Below are 26,576 nucleotides of genomic sequence, written 5' to 3' on the forward strand. Positions count from 1 at the left end.
CTGATCAGGTGTCGAATCTGACGATCAGACCGCTCAGATAGCGCGGGTCGATGTCTGATTCTTCAAGTTGGCAGAATTCCTCATGCCAGATCTCCAGACAATAATCGGTAAAATCGCTGGCCCCGGGGATCTGGGCGTCGAGCTGAGCTCTGACCTCTGCCACCAGTTGCGGGTTGAGTTTGGCATCCAGAACCACCAGACGATGCAGGGTAACAAGATCTGGGATCGCGAGGGGTTGAGGAGCAAAATCACCACCCAAGAGCTGGTTTGCCAGCGCGGTCAGGAACAGATCGGACAGCGTCAGATCTGTAGCTTCCTCGATGTTGCACCCTTCGATAAAGGTCTCAAGCTGGGTTAAATCAACGGTCATCAGTTGGCTGGCAATCTGCTGCTGCATTTCGATCTGTTTGAGGATCGCGTTAATTTCATCGAGTTGCTTGAGCGTGTTGATCTCAACCGCGCGTTGCTGGTCCCCGACCCGAATCCCGCAAAATAGCTGCGGTGGGTTCTGTTGCAGTGAATCGATGAAGCGCTTGAAGGGGCCGTCGAGTAGCTTGGCAACCGGAAGTTCAAGCAGCCTTTTGCTGCGATCAACCAGCTTCTGGATAAGGGAATGTCCGACCTGGAAAATTTCCTGCAAATAACAATCATTAAACAGATGGCTGGCCTTGTCGACATCCTGTCTGGCAAGATATTCCAGGCCCAGATTTATCTCGGCGTAGAGTTGTGACAGAGATGCGCTGACCGACTCTTCGCGACTCAAATCAACCAGATCTGCCGACATCTTCCGATTGGCCAGCATGCAGAGTTCCGTTGCGACGGCGTGGGTAATTCCCCCGACCAGAACCTCGGCCAGCAGGCCCCCAGGCTGGGCCAGACGCAGCAGCGGGAGTGCACTTTGCATTCCTTCGGATTCGAGACCAAACTGTTTGCCACTGGTGGGTTTGAAGCGTTCAGGGTCGACGCGTGCGTAGACTCGACGAGCTGCGGCCGGAGTGGCGAAGCCGTAGTCGAGCAAGCGGATATTGCGGGACTGAAATACTTCTTCTTCAAGGACTGAGTCGAGCTCGGCACGCACCAATTCGAGCAGTTGCATCCAGGCTTTTTCATCCTCCTGTTGGATGGCCAGAAGAATACCGCCAACAACCTTGGCCGCTTCTTCGTTGCAGTAGTCGATGTCGTAGAGGCCTTCGAGGCGGTGGGAGTTGCGGTCATCATCATCATCGTCATAGACCTCTGGGCCGGCGATGACTTTGATGAACTGTTTTAGAATAAGAGCCGCCAGTTCGGGCTCCATTTCGGTGAGGGTCTCGCGGGCTTTATCTCCCCCCGCTTCCAGGAGCAGACTCAACCACTCAAGGGTGCTCTTTTGATCGAGGCTGTCCCCCTCCCAGCAATCAAGATCAATCAAGGTGATGATCTGTTCCGTGGATGCCATCAGCAGGAGTTCTGATGCATATTCGGGACCGATGGCACTGATCGTCAGATAAATCTCTTGTGGGTGAAGTTTTGGGGTTATCTGCGCACCGTCCTTTGCATTGAGCAACATCTCATACTTTTTCTTGCCGTTCGTGTTGCGAATGACCTCAATGCGTTCGGTGCGTGACAAACTGTTCAGCTCTGCCGCAGAAAGTCGCGGTGACTCAGGAGCAAAGAAAGCATTGGCAACCATCTGTTTTGTCATCGAGAACCTCGGTCGGTCGAAAAAAAGTGAGTTTTCTGTATTTTTTTTGGATTTGGTAAAGCCGGTTAAAATAATTCATCTACTCAATAATCACAAGGTTAAAATAGCACTTGATCACTCTGGAGTCAGATGGGCCTGGGATGAAATAGCACGGTACAAAATCTTTGCACCACTTTCTCTGGTTTCCCCTGTTTTTAATCGCAGACAGAGAAAAGAGTTTCTTCCCGAGGCTTTGATTGCTATGATGTTGCGGTTCTGTTGTCCCGCTGTATAAAATTTCCATCGATATTTATACACAACGGACAACCGTTTACTTTTGTCGTGAGGGGTTGTGTCTCTTTCTGTTCCGTACCGATCTATTCGTAGCAAATTCTCTCTGGTCATTATATCAGCCTGCATTGCAGTAATTCTTCTGGTAAGTCTTCTCTTCGGGGGCATTGAGTACGTTTCTTTCCGTAAAAACTCCGCTAAAGAGTTGCGGACTCTCGCTTCTGTCCTGGGGAACCCCCTTACAAAACCTTTGTTGGAGAATCAACCGCTCCATGCAAAGGAGGTCTTGAACGCGTTAAAGCCAAATCGTTCCATCCACGCAGGCTATCTTTTTAACCATAAACAGAAACCGATCGCCCAATATCTTGACTCGAAATACATCGGTTTCGTTCAGAAATCCATTGTACTTGATTTTGAAGGGCAGGTCTCCCCGGAATGGCAACAAACTGAAGTTCCGATATTACGTTATGGCTTGAATTCACTAAGTATTTATTCGCCTATTTTTTATCAGAATAAAAAAATTGGTGGACTTTATCTGTTGTCAGACCTTTCAGATCTGGACCAGAGATTGTTTGCTCTTGCCCTGGTTGTTGTTCTTGCAGGGGGCATTGCCGTCGTTTTTGCCTGGCGTCTTTCTGACTTTTTGCAGAAGCCGATATCCGCCCCGATTCTTCAATTGGTAGAGACGGTTCATCAGGTTTCTGAAACGGGAAATTTCCAATTACGCTCAAAAAAGCATTCAGATGATGAGATCGGGCAACTTGTGGATGGCTTTAATGACATGCTTGCCCAGATTGAACTTCGTGATCTGAAAATCTCATCCTATCAAGCCTACCTTGAAGAGACGGTTGCCGAGCGGACTGCTGAACTTAACCGAACGATCCACGAGCTGGAATTTGCAAAAAGACTGGCCGATTCAGCCAATCAGGCGAAATCAACATTTCTCGCTAATATGACTCATGAGTTAAGAACACCGCTGGTTGGTGTATTGGGGATGAATGAATTATTAATCGAGAGCAACCTTGATTCAGGGCAACGATCACTTGCCGAATCAGTGGATCGCTCCGGCCAGGAATTGCTCCAGTTAATTAATGATATTCTCGACTTTTCTAAAATCGAGGGAGGGCATTTAACCCTGGAAACACAAAAGGTTGATTTATTAAGTCTGGTTGAAGACGTCATGATTGGTCTCGCCGGGCGAGCCTATCTAAAAGGGATTGAACTCGTCTGTGAGGTTGCCCCTGCTGCTTCATGGATCGTTGACGCAGATCCACAACGACTCAAACAGATTCTTGTGAACCTCGTCGGGAATGCCATCAAGTTTACCCGGCAGGGGAGCGTCTGCCTTGGTCTGAACCGGCTTGAGCATGGGAGTTTTATTTTTGTTGTCGAGGATACTGGTATCGGCATTGAAACTGAGGCTCAGACCGAGATTTTTGAAGCATTTTCGCAGGTAGATGGTTCGACTTCGCGCCTGTTTGGCGGGACGGGTCTGGGATTGTCAATTGTTCGGGATTTAACACGTATGATGGATGGCAGCATCAACGTCCAGAGTGCTCCGGGGGAGGGGACGGTCTTTCGCGTTTCTCTTCCGCTCGTCCCCGTCACCCCCTCTTTTATCCGTTTGCAGGCACAGGATCTTGGGCGCACTGTTCTTCTGTTTGAGCCTCTATCCAGAACGCGGACAGCGACATTGCGTATCTTGCTCGATCTGGGATTTTCTGCCGAGGCGGTTTCAAGTACTGAAGACCTTTTCCAAAGACTTGTAACTCAGGATTATTTTGAACTGATCATTTTAGCTGATGATGGGTGTGCTTTTAGCCCTGACCAGACAGCAAAGATCAAAAAACGGTGTGACAAACTGATTTGCTTAAGACAAAAACTATTTCCGTCATCACATGCGACCATTGGCACCGACATTCTGCGGCCATTACTCTGGAAACGTTTACTGCAGCTTGGTTCTGTTTGGGACCAGACTGCAGTCACCATCAGTAACGCTCCTCCAGAAAAAACAGCGCACATCACTCCTCTGGTTGATCATTCGGGCCATAAGGGAAGACTTTTGGTCGTTGATGACAATATGTCGACCCGTGAGCTTATAGGTTTTTCTTTAGTCGGCTCCGGATGGCGTTGTGACGCAGCCTGTAATGCGGCAGAGGCGTTTGTTGCCATAGAAAAACAGGAATATCAATTGATCCTCATGGATATCAACATGCCGGGGATGGATGGTCTTGAGGCGACTCGAATTTTGCGTCAGAAGGGGAAGAACACGCCGATTTATGCCCTGACAGCTCACGGTGATGCCATGATTTTAGCCGATTGTTCGGCCGTGGGTATGCAAGGGTTGTTGCGTAAACCTTTTCGGCAGCAGGAACTTTTCAATCTTCTTAGTCGACACGTGGCTTCAGAAGATTTGGAGAGTGTCGATTTGAAAGGAGTGAGGGCTTGAAAGGGTTGACTCTTTTCCGCAGAACTTCCTTTATGCTAACCCTGTGTTTATTGATCTTGATTGGCAGTTGTCTAACCTATCTTTATTCACGGGGGGGGGATGAAAATATTAGGGTTACGGACGTAACCTTTCTACCTGCGGCGAAAGACAATCTTGTTTTTGGTTTGGAAGGGATAAATCTAAAGCGACACTTGTCCGCTTCGCTCGCTCATGATGTCTCAAACAAGCGCGCTATAGTGGGTACATTCCCGGTCTGGGGGCTAGCAACGGATATTAAGGTCAAACATAACCTCGCTTACGTCATCACCCGGGAAGAAGGAGTAAAAGTTTACAATTTAAAGAATCCTCTTTCGCCTGAACCTATAGGGGTAACGGCAAGAAAGGCGAATGCGTGGCGCATGGATCCTGACGAAGGGAAGATGTTTATCAGCTCATTAACTCAGGGCATTTCTATCTCTGCTATGTCCCTTGATGCAGAACCTGTAAAAGTAAAATATGAGGTCAGCAAGGCGTATAGCAGTATTCATAGACAACACCAGCTGTTTGTGGCTAACGGAAAATCCGGGTTGAGTATTTTTGATGTCACCTTCCAGAACAAAACCACTCTTTTGGGGCGACTTTTATTGCCTGGAAATACGGTTAAATTGGCTTTTTTAGGCCGATATCTTCTGGCGGCCAGCCAGAGGGGTGGGCTTCATCTTATCGAGGTCAGTGACCTTGAGCATCCTCGGATACTGCAAAGTATTGATCATGATGTCGAGTATGAAAATATCATTGTCATCGATAATATCGTTTATGCCTCTGATAAGGACTTAAAGATCGATCTCTTTTCTCTTGAGAATGGTCTCTTACGCAAGCTATCCAGTTTCCCCCTGATGGGGAACGTGCGGGAATTTTTACGCGATGGATCCTCTTTGTATCTGGCCGAAAGTTATTTTGGGCTCAGTAAGCTCGATATTAGTGATCCACAAAACCCGCATCGAGTCGGTTATGTCGGGGTGGCAGGTGAGGCTAACGGTTTGGCTTTATACAAGGGGTATCTGTATGTTGCCAGTCGTACCCAGGGTGTTCAAATTGTTGATACTCGACGCATTGAATCACGAAAAGTCGTTGCTTCTCTAGATACCCCGAGTGATGCGCGCGATTTTGTCATTGATGGAAAATGGATTTATGTGGCAGATGGCCGCGCTGGTTTACAGATTATTGATAGGGGAGACCAGAATAAGTGGCGGCTGGTTGCAAATCTTCCGTCCCGTTACTATGCGACGACCCTTGTCAAGGTTAAGAATTTGTTGTACGTGGCAGTTATGGATCAAGGGCTGTTGGTCGTGGATGTCCGTGATCCCCTGGCCCCCAGACAGGTCGGTCAGCTCACACTTGACAATGAGATTTCAGACCTAGCTGTTCGTGGTTCAGATCTGTTTGTTGGTTGCTTTGACCGCAAATTGCTGCGCATTAATCTCAGTCAACCTGAACGTCCAAGGGTAGCTGAAACGTTGGTTCTTCCGGGTAAGGCACATAAAATTGCCTTGCAGGGAGATGACATCTTTATCGCTGCCGATACGGCGGGTTTGCTTGTGGTTCAACATAAGGAGGGAAAGCCCACGAGATTGATCGGCCAACTTACCAGGCCCTGGCCAATGACAAACTTCACGGCAGCCTTAGGGATTGCTGTCCGTGGAAAGTATGCTTATCTGGTTCTGGGTGAAGAGGGTTTGCAAGTCGTGGATATCAGCACCCCCGAACACCCGGTAACTGTTTCTAACTTTTTCTATCCCGGGTGGAACCTCGGGGTCGCACTGTCGACTGATTATGCTGTTCTTTCAAGTCGCTGGCAGGGCTATTTTTTTATCGATATTACCAACCCGCTTAAGCCATTTCAGATCGCGAACATTTATTCTCCGCGAAGTACCGGAACCTTTAAAGTCGAAGGTGACGGGTTGTATGTTTCAGGTCGCTCAAACGGGATCAGTCTCATTCCCTTGCCGGTTAGGAATATTGAGGTTGCCGGTTCGAAAGAGCAGGTCATCTCATTTAGAAAGCCGGAACTTGCCGGCTGGTATGATCTGAATATTACGGATGGTAAAACGCTGGAGACAACAGCTTCTGTGGTGAGAGTCGACTGACTTTAGAAATCGTAGCTCGCCCCAACCCATAGTTGACGGCCGAGTTCATAGTTGGTTTCGCTGTCACTGATATTGGACTCGTTGTTGAAAACGTTTAGAACATCCAGGGTCAGGACGAGCCCCGATAGTCTCTTAGGCGAAACTTCCCACGCAAGGTGCCAGTCGAAGACAACAGAGCTGCGCATTCGTTTTTTTTCATAATCGTATATCAGGTCGTATGCGCTTGTGCTGTTAGGTTCAAGACCATGATTTGACAGGGGCTTTATTCTTGAAAGTTTGGTGTAGGCGCTGCGGAATTTTGCCGTGTTGGTAAAGGTTAGATTAAATGGTAGTTTGCCGGTGTAAATTAAGGTTGCAATGATCGGACGATTGAAATCAGATTTAGGAATTTGATCGTAGCTCAAGAACTGGCCGTTGTACCAGATGAGATCTGTCGTTGCCTTGGTCGAGACATAATTATCATAGTCGAGGTGGCTGGTCTCGATTGTTTGATAGCTGCAATTAAGTTCGAGGTAGTGCTTTTCCCATGCACGTTGCCAGCTCACCTGATAACTTTCATACTTTGAATGTCCGTTGTTACTCAGAATCCAATATTTGTAGGAGTCAGGCTGTATTCCCGTTCTATCCTGAACCAGTTCATCTCGACCCTTACGTTTAATGTACTGCAGCTTGAGTTCTCCTCCCGCGGCCTTTTGCTTAATGCCAACCGTAATCTCATCCGTATAGGGGGTTTTCAATTCAGAGTCTCTGAAAACATAGGATCCATCCTTACTGACGCCAGGCCAACTGTCAGGAGTGTCCCCCGTAATTCCGCGAGTTTCTTTTTTACCTAAAGGAGAAATTGCTTCTCTTAACCTATAGGTCAATAGGGTTCCACTGTAATAGCGATTTTTACCCCCAAAAAGAATTGAGGACCCATTGCCATAAAGATCGTAGGAAGCGGCAAAGCGTGGGGAAAAGTTGGTCTTTTTTAGATAATCATCGTGTGACAATCGAACACCCGGAAAGAGCTCAAGACGCTTCCAAATAATAGAATCTTGAATATAAGCCGCTGATGTTGTTAACGTAACCTTGCTCCGTCCCTGTTCGTACAGTTGCCGGGTGGTCAGAAACTGTTCATTCTTGATGCATGCGATATCATCTGCGCGACAATTTATGAGCCCCCCGCCATTATTGTTTGAAGTGAAGTAGTAATAAGAGGTCTTGTCCCTTGAATAAACCTGCTCGGAGCGAACCAGTTCAGTTCCTATCTTTACCAGGTGTTTCGTTGAGCCCAGGACTCGTTCGGATAGAGCAAAATTGATATTCAGCTGAATATCCTTTTGAGTCTGCTCAATGTCACCGAGCCCCCCTTCAACGCTGCGGGTTGGTCCCCCCCAGTCAACAGAGCCCCCGGTGTTCCATTGAAGTTTATCCTTGGCTGCCTGGCGATTTACCTCGTAGTTGCTGTACCCCAATGAAACATCAAGTTGTCCTGCTTGAAAATCTTGCTCGAATTTAGCCGCTAGTGACAGATTGTCGTTGTTCAGGCGGAAGTCGCTATTTTTTTTATCAGTCCCAAAATAGGTACCCTCATTGGGGGCATAGATTCCAGTGAGATAAAGGCGGCTTTCTTCCGAAAGATGGTAGCCATATTTCAGAAAAAAGTTTTCATTTTTCCTGTCCTGGATCTTTGTTTCGCCCAGGTTTTGAAGTGGAATCCTGGAGATGAGGGTTTGGTAAGAAAGGAGCACACCCATGTCATAATTTAGCGGGATATTCAGGGTCATCCCGGCATCCTGTTTGTCGAAGCGCGGTTGCCTGCCCGTTGTATTTGAGGTACTGAAGGTTGTCTGGTCGCTTGGGGATAGATGAAACTTCGTCCACTCCTCGCGGGTCGTTCGATAGTTGATATTGCCCCAGAATTCATCGACCGGGTCGAGGGTAATCACTTCGACCTGTCCACCAGTGAATCCTCCGTGTTCGGCAGAAATATTGCTATTGAAGACATTTACCTGCTCGATCAGGTGTGGGTCCAGGAATATTTTTTGCGGGTGCCCGGGTAAAATTGAGGTTTCATACAAATCGACATTCGTTGGTTCAATTGAACTATTGTTGCTGATGCCATCAATGGTGAAATTATTTTCGTAAAAATGACTGCCGGAAATTGAGATGTTTGGAGGGGTTATTTCTCCAGCGGCCAGAGAGTTACTCATTCCTTCGCCGAATTGAACCCCAGGCACAATGCCTATTATCTCGTTAAGGCTACCGTTTCTTGTTGGAAAATTCTCGATCGTTTCACGGTCGATAATTGTTGCGCCAGTTAGGGGGGCTATGCGGGTCGCTTCTACCAGAATCGTGGGTAGAACAAGCGGGGGCGAGACTGTTTTTTCCTCTGGTTGAACAGCCGTTGGGACAATTGCGATACTGGTTTGCGGGGTAAGAAGAATCAAAAAGACAAAAAATTTACAGAGGCTTGTAAATCGGGATATCATGAAATTCGTCTTTCGATTGCAAGAGACTGCCTCTTTTCAAGGGGTTGTAGGCTAGCAACCTGATTAGGTTAATTCAAGTTTAAAATCAATGAATAAGATACTCGTTCGTTTTATGAGCGTTGGTGTGACAAAGTGAGTGATCATTTGAATCTGAAAAGGCAAGTATATATGGCTCTGTTTTTGTCTGTAGCGATCCATTTTGGGCTGCTAAGTCTTCAGGTGGATATGGACAGCGACGTTGCTTTTCAGGAACAATTCTCTGTTGAGCGGGCATTTGACCGACTTGATAATTTTATGCCGGAGCCATTGAATCCGCGGGATGAAACCTCTCCTGGTCATGCTCCCCGGGTTCTTCCTCCTTTTAAGCAGAAAACGTTTGTAGCAGCCAAAATGAAACCAGCTTCCGTGTTGCCATCCCGAAAAAGGGGAATTTCGACACATCCCTTAACGCCCAAGATTTCACCTTTGCCACTAACTCAAGTGTTGCAGTCTGGACATCCTCGGCAGGCCTCCCCTGTATTGTCAAAAAAATCACGAAAGACCGAAAATGGAGGAGATTTACCTGGCAAAATAGTTATTGCTCCCTTTGCCGCTCAGTCACTGCATGTGGCTTCGATAGACAAGTCTAAGGTCAAGACACTAATCGAAACCCGTGCAATTCCGCGCTATGTTGACAATCCTCGGCCGCATTATCCTGAGGTTGCGCGACGTAAAGGGTGGTCCGGAGAGGTACAATTATTAGTGCGGGTCGATAAGGCCGGTGCCGTTGAGCGGCTGTCGGTCGCTCAGTCTTCTGGTTTTGCCGTACTTGATCGAGCGGCGACACGGGCAGTACGTCGTTGGCGCTTTGCTCCTGCCGTAAGGGCAGGGGCTCGCGTCGCCTCTGAGGTTGTGATCCCGATTGACTTCCGTCTGCCCGGAAGCCTCAATTCTGACTCATCTATTCAGGAATAAACTCTGTCAATCCTTACAGTTAGTGGTCAGGAACCGTAGAAAATGTTTGACCTTACATAAGCAATCCCCTAGATTGATAAGAATTTCTTTAGATGAGCTGGCCTTGTTTTTGGGGCTGTTAACAGACTGGAGATGCAAGTTAATGAGCGCAGAAACAACCAGGGTGCTGATTGTTGATGATTCGCCAACTGTACGCCGGCTGGGAGAACTTATTCTCAGTCAGCAAGGTTATGTTGTTCATACAGCTGAAGATGGTGAGCAGGGGCTTGAGATCGCACGTCGGATTAAGCCTGACGCAATTTTGGTTGATTTTGTCATGCCCAAAATGAACGGGCATACTTTTTGTAAATTACTGAGAGAAGACAGCGAAATGGCACAGGTTCCACTGATCTTGATCTCTTCAAAAGGAGAAGCGGTTGGGGAGGCTTTCGAAAAAGAGTTTGGAGTTGTTCACTACTTTTCCAAACCTTTTGAGCCTGATGATCTTGTGCAGAAACTTGTAGAGGTGCTCGGCGTTGCAGCAACTTCCAAGGGGGATGGGGCACCGGAAACTTCGCAAACTACTGATCCAGCGATTATTGAGAATATTGTCGATAAGGTTTTACGCCAATATTTTCAAAAAGATTTCCCACTGTTGATGCGAAACGTCTTGTCGGACACATTAAACGAGGCTGGATTGGTACAAAAGAAAGGTATGGTTCTTTCCGGAGATCTCGCTGAAGTCATGCTGCCTGATGTGATAAATTTTGCTTATAATTCAAGACTTTCAGGACGTCTTACTGTGTTTTCGCGTGAAGTTTTTGGAGAAATCTTCATCGAACAGGGTAATTTTATTTTCGCCACATCGAGCATTAAAGGAAGCCGTAATATCTTTTTGACTGATCTATTGACTAAAGATGGTCGACTGAACGCCGATGGAGCTGAACTCAATGAATATGTTACCGAGGCCCGTTCGCGTAATATCCCAATTGGACGTGTTCTCGTTGAACGTGGATTGTTGACCTCCGATGAATTAATGGAGTATCTGCAGCAACATGCCCAGGATGCTTTTGGAACGACCCTCGATGTAAAGGAGGGACATTTTTTCCTTGAGCGCGACGAACTTCCAGTCAATCTCCAGGATTTGACGATCAGGGTACCTTTGATTAGCGTGTTGATGGAGGGGTTAAGCCATCTGGACGAAAAACACCTTGCGGCCTCAGAGTTTCGAGATGATGAGATGGTGTTGGTTCGGTTGATTACCAACGAAGACGCTCTTGAGACCGTCAATCTCAAGCCTCGTGAACTCGAACTGTTCGGGCTGATCGATGGCAAAAAATCATTGCGTGAAATTATCGAACTCAGTTTGTTGGAGCCTCTGGAAACCAAGCGGATCTGTTACGCGTTACGCAAGGTCGGACTTTTGCGGGTTAAGAGCCACTAGAACTTGAGGTGCCCATGAGTGATATGCGTCAGAAATTATTACCGGTTTTTCTGGAAGAAGCCGGGCGAAAGATTGCACTGCTTGATGAATTTCTTGCGGCCGGCGGCTGTGAAGGTCAAGCTTTGAGCCATCTTGAAGTGGCCTTTCGTGCTGCTCATACGCTCAAGGGTACAGCAGCACTCGTTCATGCTGAAGCCGTTCGCGTTCTGAGCGCCCGCATTGAAGGTTTACTCGAAGGACATTTTGAGAAAGCTCGATTTCCAACTGAAAACGAATATGACGGCATGAAGTTGGCTTTGGGCCACTTAAAAAAAATGATCGCGGCCCTTGAACAGCACCGGGAAGAACCACCCGGTCTTCTGGTTGAAGCCGAACTTGCTTTGAAATTGGCGGTTGCATTGCCAGGGCGCACCCGTCTTTTTGACCAGCAAAACCTGAGTACGTCAGATGATCCTTTCGCAGAAGACCCTGGTCTTGATCTCTTTGAGGAGACCAGCACGCCGATCAATTTATTATCCAGTACCCTATTAGAAGATCCTTTTGCTGAAGACCCCTCCATTGAACTACAGACGATACAGGAGGAAGAATTAATTGATCCTTTCGCGGAGGATCCAGAGGTAGAGTCCACTAAGTGCGTTGAGAAAGATCATGTATTTGTCAGGCAGATCTCCGTCGACACCGCTGGGGATACTGATCCTTTTGCGGAAGACCCCTCATTGGATACCGATTTTGAGACGCCGGTTGCATTTAGTTCTGACCCGTCACCAATCACATTCGCGGATCTTTCTGGCGCTGAAATTCTCACCCCTCAACAGAACCCTGTTGCTATTTCAACCCCTAGCGAAAATGCGGGCTCTCACCAGGTGCCGGATGAGCTTCCCCCTGCCAATACTTTTTCTAACCTCCCCGCTAATGAAAGCTTTATTGAGCGGATGCGTAAGCGGGTTGAAAAAGAGAGCCCCCTAGAAACCGCCAAGCGTTTAGTAGAAACCCTTCAAAGGCAGAACGAAGGCGAGGCTGTTGCACAAAATTTTAACTGTTGCCATTTTAAGGTCGGGAATAAGGATTACTTTTTACCGATTGAAAATATGCTTGAGATTGCTGATCTGCCTCAGGTCGTAAGACTCCCCCTTGCTCCGCCGATTGTCCGGGGCTTGGTTAATCTTCGTGGACAGGTGATGCCTGTTATAGATTTAGGTGTCCAGTCTGGGCCCGCGATAACCTATACCTCCTTGTGTAAATTGGTTGTCGCTGAGTCCGCTGGCGAGAAATTGGCTTTTTTGTCGGAGGGTATCCCTGATCTCGCCGAAGAATTCTGTGGGGAAAGAGTTGATGTTATGAATATTATTGCTCAATTTCGTGCAGGTGACTCCTGATGGGCGTTCTTCAGGATAGCATTTTTTCATGCTTTGTAGAAGAAGCCACTGAGCATTTAAACGTTCTTGAATCTGGTCTCCTTGAAATGGAGGGGGTCGGCTCAGTAGGTGCCGAGGATATGGAATCGCTCTTTCGGGCGGCACATACTCTTAAAGGGGCTGCCAGTCTGGTTAAGATGGCTTCTGTCGGCCAGGTTGCCCATAGAATGGAAGACTTGTTTGAGGCGGTACGTGATCGAAAGCTTGTTGTAAGCCCCATGCAAATTGATGCTCTCTTGTTTGCGCTAGACCAGATCAAAGAGCTGATCCGTTTTAAGGTTGATGGCCAGGAAGAACCAGTTGAGGTAATGGATCTGGTTATACGACGCCTAGATGCTGCCGAGAAGGGGGCTGAGCCCTCGGTTGGAGGTTCCTCCCTCCCGGGAGAGAAATTAGGGGCTAATGACTCTTCTGTCGATTCGGGGTTTGTTGGTTCCGAGCGGCGCGGTCTTGGCCGACGGGTAGAAGAGTCCGCTGCTGGTATTCGGGTGAGTGTTGATAAAATCGAATCACTGATGGGATTGATCGGTGAAGTGACTGTCATCAAAAATCACCTGGCTGATCAGTTCGGGCAGGTCGAGAAGATGCGTGATGAGATCGAATTTGTAGGTCAACGACTTCTGCGAGAAGTTACTCAATTCGCGGATCGTTATGATTACACGATGCCGACCACGGCGGAACAGCGTCATGAATCTCAGGTGAGTGATTTCCAAGAACTTGAGTTTGATCGCTACGATGATTTGAACCTGTTTAGTCGAAAATTACGCGAAATCACCAATGATGTTGGTGAGGGTCTTCGTGGCCTCAGTGAATTTTTTGAGGCTTTCGGCAAGGATGTTTCCTCTTTAGATCGGATGACAGATGAGATCAAGGAACGTATCTCAGAAGTAAGAACTGTCCCGGCAGGGGCCCTCTTTCAACGATTCAATCGTTCCGTGCGTGATATGGCGCGTGGTCTTGGTATGGATGTAGATCTTTTTGTTGTTGGGGGTGAAACCTTAATAGACCGGGTTGTTTATGATGGTTTATTTGATCCGCTGTTACACATTGTACGTAATTCCTTTGCTCATGGAATTGAATCAGCTTCTGAACGTAAAAAGCTTGGAAAATCAGAAAAAGCGTTGATTCGTCTGACTGCAGAGCGACGTGGAAATACCGTAGAGCTTTCGGTTAGCGACGATGGTCGCGGGATTGATCTTGTGCGGGTTCGTAAGCGAGCGATTGAAAAGGGTTTTATTACGACCGAAGATCGACTCAGTGAAAGTGAACTGATTCAAATGATTTTTCGGCCTGGGTTCAGTACTACCGTTGATGTTGATGCAACATCAGGACGTGGCGTTGGAATGAACGTGGTTATGGACCGTCTCGCCTCCCTTAATGGCACAATTGACGTTGAAACGGTCAAAGGGCAGGGGAGCACTTTTAGACTGCGTCTGCCGCTTTCACTTGTTATTGTCAATATTATCCGCTTCGAGGTTGCTGGTCAGGTGTTTGTTCTGCCCTCTGCGTTAGTTAAGGAAATTCAGAATTTGTCCTTTGAGTCCCGAAATATTGTTAATCGGGAAGATCTGGAGAGACAGCCGGAACAGATCGATCTGCGGACGCTGTTTAATCTGCCTCAAGGCGAGGATCGTCCAGGCTATGGGATACTAACCCAATCTGAAGGCTCTCCCATTCTATTGTTGGTGGACAGGGTTCTGGGGCAGGAAGACACCGTTATTAAACCATTTGGTTCGTTTTTGAGGGGACTTCCTTACCTCTCCGGAACCAGCTTGGCGGGTGACGGCAGTATGCGACTGGTCGTCAATCCGGCGCGAATGAGATATCAAGCGGATAGAGACTTTGCTCTTCCAGTGGGTTCTGTCTCCAGCGTCGTTGAACAGCGAAATCTGAAGGTCCTGGTAGTGGACGATTCTCTGAGTGTTCGCAAATACGCCAGCATGCTGCTGGCAGGGAAGGGGCTGACCATTTTGACTGCAGCTGACGGACTGGAGGCGGTTTCACTGCTTGAGAATGAAGAGGTTGATTCAATTATAACGGACCTTGAAATGCCACACATGCATGGTTATGAGCTATTGGCAGAGCTACAAAGACGTCCCGATTGGCAGGTGCCTATTGCAGTTCTTTCCTCGAGGGCTGGTGAACAACACCGACAGAAGGCCCTTTCGCTTGGCGCAACGGACTATCTTGTTAAGCCGTTCGAAGAAGAGCAGTTGATGGCTGTCATTAAGAAACACCTAGCAATTAATGGCAAAAGTCTATAGCTCCATCGATATTTCCCCCCATAAAAAACACCCCCTCGAAGCCACTCAGCGTTCGGGGGGGGGGTGTTTTTTATGGGAGGAAATAAGGTTTAGTTAATCGATTACGCAATTCCTCTTGGGACGATCTCATTGCTAGCGACGGGCTCGTCCTTGCTCAATATAAATTGCGACAATGATTCGAGTAGTTTTTCTGATACGCCGTTCAGTCCCTCTGAAATCTGGGAAGCTTCGGTTACCAGTGAAGATGTTTGTGCGGTGATGTCTGCCATTTTTCGAATGGAAATGACCATGTCATCTGATACCCTGTGCTGATTTTTTGACAAACCGGTGATTTCGTTGATGAGCTGTTTTGATTGTTGAGTTGCTTTTTCGATCTCCTCTAGGGCAGTACCAGTCTCTTGTGCCAGACGGGTTTGTTGCTCAACGGTTGAGGTCTCTTCTTCAAGAGCTGAAGTGACGTCGTTTGCTTCAGATTGAATCGCCTTGATGATGCCGCCGATCTCCCTGGTCGCATCAGAGGACTCGTCAGCAAGTCGTTTGATTTCGTTTGATATAACCAAAAAGCCTCGGCCTTGCTCGCCGGCTCGTGAGGCCTCTATTGAAGCGTTCATGGCCAAGATCGTAGTACGGGTTGCAACGTCTGAGATTAACTGTGAAATTGTACCGATTTCTAGAAGTCGTTCCGAAAGTGATTTCATCTTTTTGTTGATGACCTGCACAGTGACGCGGATAAGCTGCATCCCTTCAATATTCTTAGCTATTTGAGAGCTGCCGACGTTGGTCGCCTGGTCAACTTTTTCTGATGTATTTTGCGCCAACGCAGTTTTGACAGCAATTTCAGAGGCAGCCTCGGCAGTTTCTCCAGCAGAATCTGTCGCTTCGGTAACATACTGTAGTTGAGATTCTGCTCCTTTTTTCATGCGAAGAAAGATGTCATTGAGGTTTCGGGACTCATCCCCGACCTCTTTTGCATCTTTTGTTGTTTCTTTGAGTAAGCCGGCGAGACTTTCAATCATCAGATTGTATGCATCAGCAATAGAGCCAAAGGCATCTTCGGTAACTGGGGCACGAACAGTCAGGTCGCCATCGGATGCATCAGAAACAACTTCGAGAAAATTAATAACGTTCTCTTCTGTTTTCAAGCGTTGTTCATCTGTCTGAATATATTTTTTTAGCCGACCTACAGTTTCATTGAAAACTCGGGCGATTTCAGCAAATTCATCACGTGATGGGGCTTGGACTTCTACAATGTCACCTTTTCCTACGGATTCGATACCAACCATCAGATACTTAAGTGGAACAGTAATTCGATTTGAAACAAATAGACCCGCAAAAATTCCAAAAAGAACTGCCCCTAAGCCTGTCGCTAAAATAATTGTTGTTAATCGGCCGGAAAAATGGGCGCTATTTGATTTTTGAGCTTCAAGCTTTGCTAATACGTTCTCACGCATAATTTTAATTTTTTGTTCGAGGTTATGAACATTCCCTTTATAAAGGCCATATTCTCTTGTAACATCAAGAAAAGATTTCCCCGACATTAACTCTTTAAGGAGAGGCTTCAAGCTATTCTGTACGGTGGTAAAATCTTCCTGGACCTTGGTTAACATTCCCTCTAATTCAACACGATCGGGATTATTTTTAAAAACAGCTGATATGTCAGCATTGTGTAAAGATTCGATGACCTTCGCCGTGTGTTTATACTCATCGTTGAGCTCTGTGTAATATCCTTGCTGTTTTTTGACAAATTGTTCATCACCGCCAAGACTCGAAAACAGGAATAACTCCTTTTCGAACCGTCTTGCTGATGCCACAGAGTAGGCAAGTTCGTCTACCGTTGCCAACTCGGGGACAAGGTTCTCATGCATTTCTGTCAAAGACATGTTCGCCTGATTAAAACCATAATAGGCTACAGCCCCAACGCCGATTGAGACCAAAACCAGCAACATGACCATTGCGAGCAATTTGCTGCGGATTCTCCAACCCTTGGTTTGAGTGGACATTATGCATCTTCTCCTGGATGATCTAATAAATTATGGTTATTAACAGGGATAAAAATATCCTTCGCATAATAGGGGAAACTCTCTAAAATTTCAATCATTTAATCTGATTTTCAGCTCTGTTGAGATCATTTATCAGGACCCGAGTAACGGTTGAAATTTAACCAACTTCAGTATATAGGTACCAGTGGCAGGCGAGAGATACTCCGACAGCCTACGTTGGTAGATATCAATCTTATGAACCAGAAAATTATTGTTTGCAAAACCTTCAAGGCCATGCTAGATACAGGCCCCTGTCGCAGCACTGTTAACTTCAGGGGTGTCTGTTTGCTTGAAGTGTGACACTGCGCCAGTAGCTCAGTTGGATAGAGCATGTGACTTCTAATCACAGGGCCGAGGGTTCGAATCCTTCCTGGCGCGCCACCTTCTGAAATAGAGATCTTTTAGCGGTTGACATTGTTTCATGTTGTTCTTAGGATAGCCGAACTTTTTATGGTGGGTGTAGCTCAGTCGGTAGAGCACTGGATTGTGGCTCCAGATGTCGCGGGTTCAAGCCCCGTCACTCACCCCATAACAGACAATACTCACCTTCCGGCCCGGGAGCCAGTCTCACTTGATTGGTGGGTGTGGAATGTGAGTTTTTCTTTACTATTGCGAGAGTGGCGGAATTGGTAGACGCGCTGGTCTTAGGAACCAGTATCGAATGATGTGGGGGTTCGAGTCCCCCCCCTCGCACCACTTTACCTGTTGACCTAAACTATGGTATGTCGAAGTTATTAGCCCGGTTTTCCATGAAAGCCGGGCTAAGGGTTATTCTCGGAAAAAAAAGGATGAAGTAATGAACATTACTGTTGAAGAATTGGGCTCCATTAAGAAAAAGCTCGTTGTCGAAATCTCTGCTGAGCAAGTCTCTGCTTCGATTGAGAAAGCCTATCGTAAAATTGCCAAGACAGCATCAGTAAAGGGCTTTCGAAAAGGGAAGGTGCCTCGTCGTCTTCTTGAACAGCAATATGCTCCTCGCATGGAAAACGATGTCGTTGGCAGTTTGGTCAACGACAGTCTCTATAAGGCGATGATTGATCATAACATCAACCCCGTTTCGCAACCTCAAGTTGTTGAATCGGCACCTCTTGAGGCTGGCAAGCCCTTCACATATGAAGCGGAAGTTGAAGTTCGTCCCGAGGTCGTCGCCACAGGTTATGCTGGTCTTGTGCTTGAGAAGGAAAAATTTACTTTTGATGATTCCGTCGTCGAGGAGCGTCTTAAGCAATTGGCTGAATCACGCAGTAGCCTTGAAGTGACCAGTCGAAAGAAGTGCCGCGTTGGCGATACTGTTATTATTGATTTTGAGGGATCTATTGATGGCACTGCTTTCGAAAATGGCTCCGCCAGTGACTATCAGCTTGAACTAGGTTCTTCAAGCTTTATTCCGGGGTTTGAAGAGCAAATATATGGGATGGTCCGTGATGAGGAACGTGAGATAGAAGTTAGTTTCCCCGAAAACTATGGGTCAAAGGAGTTGGCTGGCAAGCCAGCCAAATTTAAAGTCTTACTTAAAGAGATTAAAGAGAAAATCTCTCAGAAGATAACTGACGAGTTAGCGACAGACGTTGGTTTCGACGATCTTAAAGCCCTGAGGGACCGCATTCGGGAGGACAGCCTACGAGAGCAGACCGAGCGGGTTGAAAATCAACTGCAGGAAAAGATGATGAATCTGCTGGTTGAGACGAATAGTTTTGAGGTTCCAGAAGGGATGATCCAATCTCAGTTGGAGCATCTGAAGAAGAACTTTTCTCAACGGTTGAAGTCGCAGGGGATGACCCTTGAGATGCTTGGCATGAATGATGAGGGTTTCTCCGCTGCCTATCGAGATATGGCTGACAACCAGGTGCGTGGCGAGTTGATTCTCGAAGCAATCGCCAAGCAGGAGGCTGTGACTGTTGATGAGTCGGAACTTGAATTAAAGATGGAAGAGTTGGCTAAACAATCGAATGCTGAGCTTGCGCAGGTGAAGGCCTATTTTTCTAACCCGCAGGCGAAGGAGGGTCTATCCGGGCAAATTCTCCACGAAAAGGTTGTCTCATTGATTATAAGTCAGGCCAAGGTAACCGAAGTTGAGCCAAAACCAGATCATACTGCCTCCGAAGTAGCAGTTACCGAAGAGAAGGAGGATTAACCTGATGAGTCTGGTGCCGATGGTTGTTGAAGATACCGGTCGCGGAGAACGCGCATATGACATCTATTCTCGCTTACTGAAAGATCGCATAATCTTTCTTGGGGGGGAGATCGAAGATCACATGGGTAATCTCATTATTGCACAGCTGCTTTTTCTTGAATCTGAAGATCCGGATCGGGATATTCATCTTTATATTAATTCGCCGGGTGGTGTCGTGACAGCGGGGATGGCTATCTATGACACAATGCAGTATTTAAGGGCTCCGGTTTCAACCATCTGTATTGGGCAAGCAGCCAGTATGGGGGCTGTCCTTTTAGCGGCAGGCGCTCCGGGTAAACGTTTTGCCCTGCCGTATGCGCGGATAATGATTCATCAACCCCTGGGTGGATTTCAGGGGCAGGCGACGGATATCAGCATCCATGCTAAAGAAATCTTGCGCATGCGGGGAAGCCTTAACGGCCTGCTTGCAAGCCATACAGGGCAGTCCTTAAAAAAGATCGAAGAGGACACAGAACGTGACTTCTTCATGGATAGTCAATTCGCCTGTGATTATGGTATTATCGATTCCATCGTTGAACGAAAATCCTGAAATTTTAAGCAGAGGAGAATAGCTACGTGAGTTCAAAAGATGGTCAGTCGCCAAATCTGACGTGCTCTTTTTGTGGAAAAACTCAAGAAGAGGTCAAAAAACTGATCGCTGGGCCTACCGTCTATATTTGTGATGAGTGTATTGAACTATGTAATGACATTATTGCCGAAGAGGGTCGACTTGATATTGATTCTGACCAGCGACCAGCATCGTTGCCAAAGCCTGCCGAGATTCGTCAGACTCTGGATGAATACGTTATAGGGCAAGAGCGCGCTAAAAAAATCCTGTCAGTTGCTGTATATAACCACTACAAGCGAATTGAGGCCATTAATCGCAATGATGGAGTTGAGATCCAAAAGAGTAATATTTTGCTTCTTGGTCCAACTGGCAGCGGCAAAACTCTGCTTGCTCAAACGCTGGCAAAGGTACTGAATGTTCCTTTTGCAATTGCCGATGCGACCAATTTAACCGAAGCGGGTTATGTCGGCGAGGATGTTGAGAATATTATTCTCAGCTTACTGCAGGATGCGGATTATGATATTGAAAAAGCCCAACGTGGAATTATCTATATTGATGAAGTTGACAAGATAGCTCGTAAGTCAGAGTCGCCTTCAATTACGCGTGATGTCTCAGGTGAGGGTGTTCAGCAGGCATTGTTGAAAATCATTGAAGGGACTACCGCCAGTGTGCCGCCCAAGGGAGGGCGTAAACACCCGCAGCAGGAATTTTTGAAAGTTGATACAACCAATATTCTGTTTATTTGCGGGGGTGCTTTTTCGGGCCTTGAAAAGATTATCAGTAAGCGGATCGGGAGCAAGGGGATGGGTTTCGGCGTTAAGGTCGAATCCGCGAAGGAAAAGAAGCTTGGTGAGTTGCTTGGGCAGACTCTGCCTGGTGATCTTTTGAAGTATGGCTTGATTCCCGAATTTGTTGGGCGCTTACCTATAATTTCGACACTGACAGAGTTGGATGAGGAGGCACTTATCCAGATTTTGTGTGAACCAAAAAATGCCCTGGTAAAACAATATCAGCGCCTTTTTGAAATGGAAAATGTAACTCTTAAATTTACCGATGGAGCTTTAGTCGCCATCGCCAAACAGGTTTTGCAACATAAAACTGGTGCGCGCGGTTTGCGTTCAATCCTCGAAAATGCCATGCTCGATGTCATGTATGATATTCCTTCGCAGGATCATGTAAAAGAAGTTCTGATTAACGAAGATGTCATTGTTGGCGGCAAGAGCCCTATAATGCTCTATAATGTTGCCGAAAGCGCCTGAATCGACATATTCCCCAAATACCATAGGGTTGTTTCCGGAGCGCGGCTTCTTCTTTTTGAGGAACCGCGCTCCTTTTCCTTGCAGACAAACAGGTTGATAAACTGATGAGCCTTTTAGATTCAAACAATTCACCCACACCGAATGGTTTAACTCTCCCTCTGTTACCTTTGCGGGATATTGTAATTTTCCCCCATATGGTTGCTCCGCTGTTTGTCGGGAGGCCTCAATCGATTGCGGCACTTGAGGCCGCCGAAAAGGCAGATAAAAAGATTTTTTTGACGACCCAGCTTAATCCTCAAACAGAATCTCCTTGTTTTGAAGAGCTCTATCCACTGGGCGTGTGCGGAAAAATTGTCCAAATGCTTAAACTTCCAGACGGGACGGTCAAGGTTCTGATTGAGGGGGTTGAGCGCGCCAGGTTAAATAACCTTCGTGATGATGGCGCTCTTTTGCTGGCGGAGATTGAGTTGCTGGAGGATGAGCCTGCATCACTGATTGAAGCTAATTCTGTGATGCGTGCAGTGCGTAATTCTTTTGACAACTATATCGGGTTGAGTAAGAAAATCCCCGCTGAAGTGAGCGTGACTTCAGCCGCGATTACAGAACCTTCAATGTTTGCCGATACGGTTTCGGCCCATCTACAGATCCCGATTTCAGATCGGCAGGAACTTCTGGAACAATTAGATGTCGCATTGCGACTCGAGAAGTTACTTGAGATGCTGGAACAGGAGATCGAAATTCTTCAAATAGAAGGACGTATCCGAAGTCGCGTAAAAACCCAGATGGAACGAAGTCAAAAGGAGTATTATCTTAATGAGCAGATGCGTGCTATTCAGCAAGAACTCGGCGACAAAGATGAATTTAAGCAAGAGTTAGCCGAAATTGAAGAGCAGATTGAAAAGAAAAAAATGTCCTCTGAGGCGACTGATAAGGCAAGGCAGGAGTTACGCAAACTCCGCTTAATGTCACCGATGTCAGCTGAGGCGACAGTTGTTCGAAATTACATTGAGTGGCTGCTCTCCCTTCCTTGGAAAAAAGGAACACGTGATCAACACGACCTTATAAAGGCCGAAGCCGTCCTTGAAGCAGACCATTATGGTTTGGAAAAGGTTAAAGAGCGTGTCATCGAGTACCTTGCAGTACAGGCTCTGGTTAAACAGATCAAGGGACCAATTCTTTGTCTGGTTGGCCCTCCGGGCGTTGGGAAGACTTCACTCGGGCAATCGATTGCCAAGGCACTCGGGCGAAAATTTCAAAGAATATCGCTGGGCGGTGTGCGCGATGAAGCGGAAATCCGAGGTCATCGGCGGACATATATCGGTGCAATGCCGGGGAAAATCATTCAAGGGCTGCGCAAGGTTGGGGTAAAAAATCCGGTCTTCATGTTGGATGAAATAGATAAGATGAGCACTGATTTTCGAGGAGATCCTTCCTCGGCCTTGCTTGAAGTTCTTGACCCAGAGCAGAATCATACTTTTGGCGACCATTTTTTGGATATTGATTACGATCTGTCTCAGGTTCTGTTTATTGCTACAGCCAATAATTTGCACTCAATACCCAGGGCATTGCATGATCGCCTCGAAATTATCAACATTGAGGGGTATACCGAAGAAGAAAAACTTAATATATCCAAACGTTATCTGCTGGATAAACAGATAGCGGCACATGGCCTTAGTCGGTCTAATGTCAGTTTTTCGGAAGCTGCCTTGTTGGAGATTATTCGTCGCTATACAAAGGAGTCTGGAGTACGAGCTCTCGATCGTTCTCTCGCTTCGGTATGTAGAAAACTGGCGCGTCGCAGCGCGCTTGAAGATAAAATATCGTTCAAGGTCGGGACAAAACAAATCGAAAAATTCCTGGGGGTTCCTCCCTACTCATACGGTATTCAGGAAGAATCTGACGCCATCGGCGTTGCAACCGGCTTGGCCTGGACCGAGGTTGGTGGAGAGCTGCTGAATATTGAAGTGAGTTTAATGCCGGGCAGTGGTAAGTTGACGCTTACTGGCAAGCTCGGTGATGTGATGCAGGAGTCTGCCCAGGCTGCCTTTAGTTATGTGCGCTCTCGTTGGAAGGCTCTTGATCTTGAAGAAGATTTTCACACCAAGATTGATGTGCATATCCACGTTCCGGAGGGGGCCGTCCCAAAGGATGGACCATCCGCTGGAATAACCATTGCGACCGCTCTGGCATCCGCTCTAACGGGACTAGCCGTTCGTTGTGACCTTGCCATGACAGGAGAGGTGACCCTGCGCGGTCGCGTCTTGCCGATAGGTGGACTTAAGGAAAAATTATTGGCGGCACGAAGAGCAGGAATCGGGACCGTGCTGATACCTGAGGCCAATCGTCGGAATTTAGTGGATATTCCTGAACCTTTACGTAATGCCCTTATACTTCAGCCGGTTGCTGATATGGACAAGGTCCTGGATTTGGCCCTTGTAAAAAATCTGAAAAAGAAGTAGGTTTAGCCGGCTTGATTATCCATGTGGTCGAGTCAGGAAAAAACTCCCCAACCCGCAAAAAATGGGGAAAAACAGCTTGACACCTTTTTTCTGACTCTGTTATATCTTATCGCGTTTTGAGACGAATTTTTATCCCTTATCTTTCAGGAGGTGTGTTGTGACTAAAGCTGATCTGGTCAATGCAATTGCGGAGAAAGCGGGACTGAGCAAGGCGGACGCCGAGGGGGCGCTTAAAGCTTTTGCTGAGACTATTACTGGTGCACTTAAGACTGGCGACAAGGTTGCGCTGGTTGGTTTCGGGACTTTCAGTGTTGGTGATCGCGCGGCCCGTACAGGCCAAAATCCCCAAACTGGCGCAAAAATTCAAATTCCGGCTGCCAAGGTTCCTAAATTTAAAGCTGGCAAGGCATTGAAAGACGCCGTCAATTAAGATTAACGCTACATAAACAAACCGAATATAGGAAGCGAGAAGCTGTCCAGACAATGCTTTTGGGCACTTCAGGCTTCCTATTTTCAACTGCGGGGCTGTAGTAGAGTCGGTTACAACGCCGGCCTGTCACGCCGGAGGTCGCGGGTTCAAGTCCCGTCAGCCCCGCCATTTTCGATCGGGCGAATAGCTCAGCTGGGAGAGCGCCTGCCTTACAAGCAGGATGTCGGGGGTTCGAGCCCCTCTTCGCCCACCAAATCAAGCAAATGTTCTATGGGGCTGTAGTAGAGTCGGTTACAACGCCGGCCTGTCACGCCGGAGGTCGCGGGTTCAAGTCCCGTCAGCCCCGCCATTTAAATAAAAAGAGCAATCCTGTTGAAGGGTTGCTCTTTTTATTTCTAGGTCTAAAGTGATTCAACTTGACTGTTAACCTCTACGGTTTTTAAGATGGCACCTTAATCATCCCTGTTATTTGGTTCTTGAGATGAAAGCTTAATTATCCTTGTTAGTTGGAGTTTATTAATGATTTTTTTACGCACTTTAATCTTCATGTTGATTCTTGCTCCTACTCCTCTCTTTGCCACTACTACGGATAGTAACTTGGTTGCTCGTGTTGGTGGAATCCCGGTGACTTCATTTGAGTTGAATCGTCAAATAAATAAGATAATACCCTTGAGGGTCAGTTTTCATGGGGGAGTTTCTGCGGAAAGAATTAAGGAGATTAGACAAGAAGCGTTGAAAGACCTGATTGAAAGAGCATACAAAGTTAAGTATGCGATCGATAATGAAATATCGGGTTCCAGTGCCAAGGTCGATGCGCAGATGAAAAAGATAAAAGGGAACTTCAAGACAGATGCTGAGTATGAAAAGGCAGTTGCCGTTGAGACTGAGACGGCATTACGCGCGTCTCTCTATCGGCAAATTCTGGCTACGGCAGCTGAAGACCTCGCAGTGACATCGAAGGTTCTCGTCAGCGATGAAGAAGTCGCTAAATATTATGCTGCGAATAAACATATCTTTTTTATGCCCAAACAGTTTCGTGCCAGCCATATTTTAATCAAGGTTGATCCGTCGTCGAACGATGCGGAACGAGCCGCGCTGAAAAAAAAAGCTGAGGAGATTTTGGCTCGTGCGAAGAAAGGCGAAGATTTCTTTAATTTAGCTTACTATAATTCCGATGACCGGACTAAATATGTCGGTGGTGATTTAGGAATGTTTCACGCTGGACAGACAGAGAAACCTTTTGAGGAGGCATTGTTGAAACTTAAGGTTGGCGGTATCTCCGATTTGGTTTGGACTCGGTACGGCTATCACATTATCAAGTTGACTCAAGTCAACGAACCACGCCAACTGAGTTTCGATGAGGTGAAATTAAAGATTAAATCAACCCTTGAAAATAAACGACGGAAGAAAGTTTATGCTGAATGGATCTCTTCGCTGAAGCAGAAATATAAGGTTGAGTTGCTTGTACAATAAATATCAAATACGTTCTTGGTGGTTCCTGATCGTTATCCTCCTGTTGTTGCCGTCTTGTGCGCCAGGCATTCGTTCCCTGTCATTGTCTGATCCTGATGTAAATGTCGTTTGGCCCAAACCACCAGCACAGCCTCGCATTAGATTGCTCCGGAGATTTTCTGGAACAGAAGATCTGGTTGAGAAAAAATCACAAAAAAGTATTTTGTTCCAATGGCTTACCGGGGAGGGCACTGAGTCCCTGCAGATGGGAACACCCTACGGTGTTGCTTCTGATGGTAAGGGGTTGCTTTGGGTTACCGATCCTGGAAATCACCTTGTTTTCAGGTTTGACCTGGCAGGCCGACGGACTGATTTACTGACGAATATTGCGGGAGAGCCATTTCAGACCCCATCTGGGATAGTTTTTGATCCTGATCGGGATCGCCTCTATGTTGCTGATTCCGGTCTGCGGCGTGTATATATTTTTTCATCTAAAGGGGAGTTTCAGGGGCAGGTTGGCTCTGATGAAATATTTCTACGTCCTGCTGGTTTAGCTATTGATCGGTCGGGAAATCTTTTAGTAGCAGATGTCCTGCAGGGTCTGGTGCTGAGATTCTCGCCACAAGGGCAAATGCTTTCGTCCTTCAGAAGTTCAGTAACAGCAGATGGTCTTTTCAACAGGCCTCTCAGCATAGCCGTCGACCGTTCCGGTCGTGTATATGTCGTCGATTCACTGAATTTTCGTGTTGAAGTTCTTGATGACAAAGGCCATGGCATAGGGACTATCGGTGGACTGGGTGACGTCCCTGGAACCTTTTCGCGCCCGCGTGGCGTAGCCGTTGATTCTGTCGGGCACATTTATGTCACCGATGCCGCTTTTGACAATATCCAGATTTTCGGTCCTGATGGTCGTCTTCTGTTGGTATTTGGCTCGGGTGGCAAATGGGGCCTCTCCCTGCCGTCCAGCCTTTTTATCGATCAAAGAGACAGGATTTACGCTGTCGACACTTATAATCACCAAGTGCAGATCTATCAGTATTTGTCGCCAGGGCAGGATAAGTGATTGTTGGTTCGCCGGTACTTTTTTTGCATAAAGAGTTTTGGATGGACCCCAGTTTCAACCGATGATTGTTAAAT

16 protein-coding genes, 6 tRNA genes and 1 pseudogene are annotated in these 26,576 nt (G+C 47.0%); 20 read left to right on the forward strand and 3 right to left on the reverse strand.

Annotated features, from left to right (window positions below):
* Window positions 1-4 precede the first annotated feature (4 nt).
* Window positions 5-1,684, reverse strand: coding sequence for a DUF6178 family protein (locus D888_RS0107710; protein ID WP_020675977.1), 1,680 nt, complete (start codon window positions 1,682-1,684; stop codon window positions 5-7).
* Window positions 1,685-2,015: 331 nt separating this feature from the next.
* On the opposite strand from D888_RS0107710, the gene D888_RS0107715 reads away from it, so the two are divergent.
* Window positions 2,016-4,403 carry an ATP-binding protein gene (locus tag D888_RS0107715; RefSeq protein ID WP_083928805.1) on the forward strand — a complete coding sequence of 796 codons (2,388 nt, stop codon included), beginning with the start codon at window positions 2,016-2,018 and terminating at the stop codon, window positions 4,401-4,403.
* Window positions 4,400-6,529 (forward strand): LVIVD repeat-containing protein, encoded by a 2,130-nt coding sequence (locus D888_RS0107720; RefSeq protein ID WP_083928806.1) that lies wholly within the window; start codon window positions 4,400-4,402, stop codon window positions 6,527-6,529. The genes D888_RS0107715 and D888_RS0107720 overlap by 4 nt, the downstream gene beginning before the upstream one ends.
* A gap of 2 nt (window positions 6,530-6,531) precedes the next feature.
* On the opposite strand, the gene D888_RS0107725 is transcribed toward D888_RS0107720, so the two are convergent.
* Window positions 6,532-9,003, reverse strand: coding sequence for a TonB-dependent receptor plug domain-containing protein (locus D888_RS0107725; protein WP_020675980.1), 2,472 nt, complete (start codon window positions 9,001-9,003; stop codon window positions 6,532-6,534).
* A 168-nt stretch (window positions 9,004-9,171) separates the two neighbouring features.
* Here D888_RS0107725 and D888_RS22990 point away from each other — a divergent pair, with 168 nt between their 5' ends.
* From D888_RS22990 to D888_RS0107745, 5 genes and pseudogenes are all read left to right on the forward strand, one after another.
* Window positions 9,172-9,957 (forward strand): energy transducer TonB, encoded by a 786-nt coding sequence (locus tag D888_RS22990; protein ID WP_020675981.1) that lies wholly within the window; start codon window positions 9,172-9,174, stop codon window positions 9,955-9,957.
* 73 nt (window positions 9,958-10,030) lie between these two features.
* A complete protein-coding gene (locus tag D888_RS22995; protein ID WP_156826965.1) occupies window positions 10,031-11,380 on the forward strand; it encodes a response regulator in 1,350 nt (449 codons plus the stop codon).
* A gap of 23 nt (window positions 11,381-11,403) precedes the next feature.
* Window positions 11,404-11,703 (forward strand): annotated as a pseudogene (locus tag D888_RS24955) (Hpt domain-containing protein); the annotation flags it as partial.
* Between the two features lie 765 nt (window positions 11,704-12,468).
* Window positions 12,469-12,756, forward strand: a complete 288-nt coding sequence (locus tag D888_RS24960) for a chemotaxis protein CheW (RefSeq protein ID WP_425402580.1) — start codon at window positions 12,469-12,471, stop codon at window positions 12,754-12,756.
* Entirely contained in the window at window positions 12,756-15,059 is a 2,304-nt protein-coding gene (locus D888_RS0107745; protein WP_020675984.1) for a hybrid sensor histidine kinase/response regulator, read from the forward strand. Before D888_RS24960 ends, D888_RS0107745 begins: the two co-directional genes overlap by 1 nt.
* A gap of 101 nt (window positions 15,060-15,160) precedes the next feature.
* Here D888_RS0107745 and D888_RS0107750 read toward each other — a convergent pair whose 3' ends face one another.
* Entirely contained in the window at window positions 15,161-17,059 is a 1,899-nt protein-coding gene (locus D888_RS0107750) for a methyl-accepting chemotaxis protein (protein ID WP_020675985.1), read from the reverse strand.
* Between the two features lie 343 nt (window positions 17,060-17,402).
* On the opposite strand from D888_RS0107750, the gene D888_RS0107755 reads away from it, so the two are divergent.
* The 13 genes from D888_RS0107755 to D888_RS0107815 all read left to right on the forward strand — a co-directional run bounded on the left by D888_RS0107755 (window position 17,403) and on the right by D888_RS0107815 (window position 26,502).
* Window positions 17,403-17,479 (forward strand) — tRNA-Arg (locus D888_RS0107755).
* A 72-nt stretch (window positions 17,480-17,551) separates the two neighbouring features.
* Window positions 17,552-17,627 (forward strand) — tRNA-His (locus D888_RS0107760).
* 82 nt (window positions 17,628-17,709) lie between these two features.
* Window positions 17,710-17,794, forward strand: a tRNA-Leu gene (locus D888_RS0107765).
* A gap of 100 nt (window positions 17,795-17,894) precedes the next feature.
* On the forward strand, window positions 17,895-19,232 hold the full coding sequence (gene tig / locus D888_RS0107770; RefSeq protein ID WP_020675986.1) for a trigger factor: 1,338 nt from the start codon (window positions 17,895-17,897) through the stop codon (window positions 19,230-19,232).
* Between the two features lie 4 nt (window positions 19,233-19,236).
* On the forward strand, window positions 19,237-19,821 hold the full coding sequence (gene clpP / locus D888_RS0107775) for an ATP-dependent Clp endopeptidase proteolytic subunit ClpP (protein ID WP_020675987.1): 585 nt from the start codon (window positions 19,237-19,239) through the stop codon (window positions 19,819-19,821).
* Window positions 19,822-19,847: 26 nt separating this feature from the next.
* Window positions 19,848-21,098, forward strand: a complete 1,251-nt coding sequence (gene clpX, locus D888_RS0107780) for an ATP-dependent Clp protease ATP-binding subunit ClpX (RefSeq protein ID WP_020675988.1) — start codon at window positions 19,848-19,850, stop codon at window positions 21,096-21,098.
* A gap of 104 nt (window positions 21,099-21,202) precedes the next feature.
* Window positions 21,203-23,557: an endopeptidase La gene (gene lon / locus D888_RS21020; RefSeq protein WP_083928807.1), complete on the forward strand. Its 2,355-nt coding sequence runs from the start codon at window positions 21,203-21,205 to the stop codon at window positions 23,555-23,557.
* A gap of 103 nt (window positions 23,558-23,660) precedes the next feature.
* Complete coding sequence (locus tag D888_RS0107790; protein WP_169513309.1) at window positions 23,661-23,987, forward strand: HU family DNA-binding protein; 327 nt, start codon at window positions 23,661-23,663, stop codon at window positions 23,985-23,987.
* Between the two features lie 91 nt (window positions 23,988-24,078).
* Window positions 24,079-24,155, forward strand: a tRNA-Asp gene (locus D888_RS0107795).
* Window positions 24,156-24,164: 9 nt separating this feature from the next.
* Window positions 24,165-24,240, forward strand: a tRNA-Val gene (locus tag D888_RS0107800).
* Between the two features lie 19 nt (window positions 24,241-24,259).
* Window positions 24,260-24,336: transfer RNA gene (locus D888_RS0107805), tRNA-Asp, on the forward strand.
* Between the two features lie 170 nt (window positions 24,337-24,506).
* A complete protein-coding gene (locus D888_RS23005; protein WP_020675991.1) occupies window positions 24,507-25,460 on the forward strand; it encodes a peptidylprolyl isomerase in 954 nt (317 codons plus the stop codon).
* Window positions 25,450-26,502 (forward strand): SMP-30/gluconolactonase/LRE family protein, encoded by a 1,053-nt coding sequence (locus tag D888_RS0107815; protein ID WP_026362284.1) that lies wholly within the window; start codon window positions 25,450-25,452, stop codon window positions 26,500-26,502. Before D888_RS23005 ends, D888_RS0107815 begins: the two co-directional genes overlap by 11 nt.
* The last annotated feature ends 74 nt before the right edge of the window (window positions 26,503-26,576 follow it).

Source organism: Geopsychrobacter electrodiphilus DSM 16401 (genome assembly GCF_000384395.1).
Classification (GTDB): domain Bacteria; phylum Desulfobacterota; class Desulfuromonadia; order Desulfuromonadales; family Geopsychrobacteraceae; genus Geopsychrobacter; species Geopsychrobacter electrodiphilus.